Here is an 894-nt window from a genome sequence, read left to right on the forward strand (position 1 = left end):
GCGAGGAGGTGTATAAGAGACAGCCCTACCCCTCCCCGGCCCCCGGCGGGCCTACGGCCCGCTTGCGGCGTCAGCGCAAACCTTCGGTTTGCGCGAGAGCTACGCAGGGGAGGGGACTACCGCCGCTTCTCCACAATCACTCACTCTCCCCCGCAACCCCGGCGCGACATTCCCCTCAAGTCCAAGTCCGCTCGTGAAACAGTTCGCTGAGCGAACATAATCGCTTGCGGGCTAGTGGTATCTGGTATACCGTATCACCAATCCAAGCCGCTTCCCTTCTCCGGGGCAACGAAACCGCGGCCCAAACCCCTTCAGCCGGGGCCCTCCAACGCGAGGGGAAAGAAGAGTCAGGGACGGGAACAGCCATGCAGACGATGAGTTTCTCGGTCGCCCCGCTGGACCAGGGGATGAGCTTCAAGGCCAAGGCCTACCAGTCGCTGCGCCAGGCCATCACCCAGATGGACATCTACGGCGGGCCGAGCGAGATCCGCCTCGACGAGCGCCAGCTTTGCGAGGCGCTGGGCGTCAGCCGCACCCCGGTGCGCGAGGCCATGGCGCTGCTGGAGCAGGAGGGCTTCATCCGCTCCATGCCCCGGCGCGGCATCTTCGTCGTGCGCAAGACCAAGGCGGAGATCATCGAGATGATCACCGTCTGCGCGGCTCTGGAGGGCATGGCCGCCCGCCTCTTCGTCGAGCGCGCCGACGAGCGCGGCATGGCCGACCTGCACGAGACCTTCGACCGCTTCGCCGAAGGCGAGCTGGCCGACCACGTGCTGGAGTATTCCGACGCCAACGTCGCCTTCCACCAGTCGATCATCCAGGCCTCGGGCTGCACGCTCATCGCCGACCTGACCGACCGCTTCTTCATCCACATGCGGGCCATCCGCCGCGTCA

1 protein-coding gene is annotated in these 894 nt (G+C 66.0%); it reads left to right on the top strand.

What is annotated here, in order from left to right:
* Positions 1 to 365: 365 nt before the first annotated feature.
* Positions 366 to 894, top strand: a 529-nt coding sequence (locus tag GBZ26_RS29605; RefSeq protein ID WP_174441831.1) for a GntR family transcriptional regulator, incomplete at its 3' end; no start/stop codon positions are given.

The organism is Azospirillum formosense, from assembly GCF_013340925.1.
Taxonomy (GTDB): domain Bacteria; phylum Pseudomonadota; class Alphaproteobacteria; order Azospirillales; family Azospirillaceae; genus Azospirillum; species Azospirillum formosense.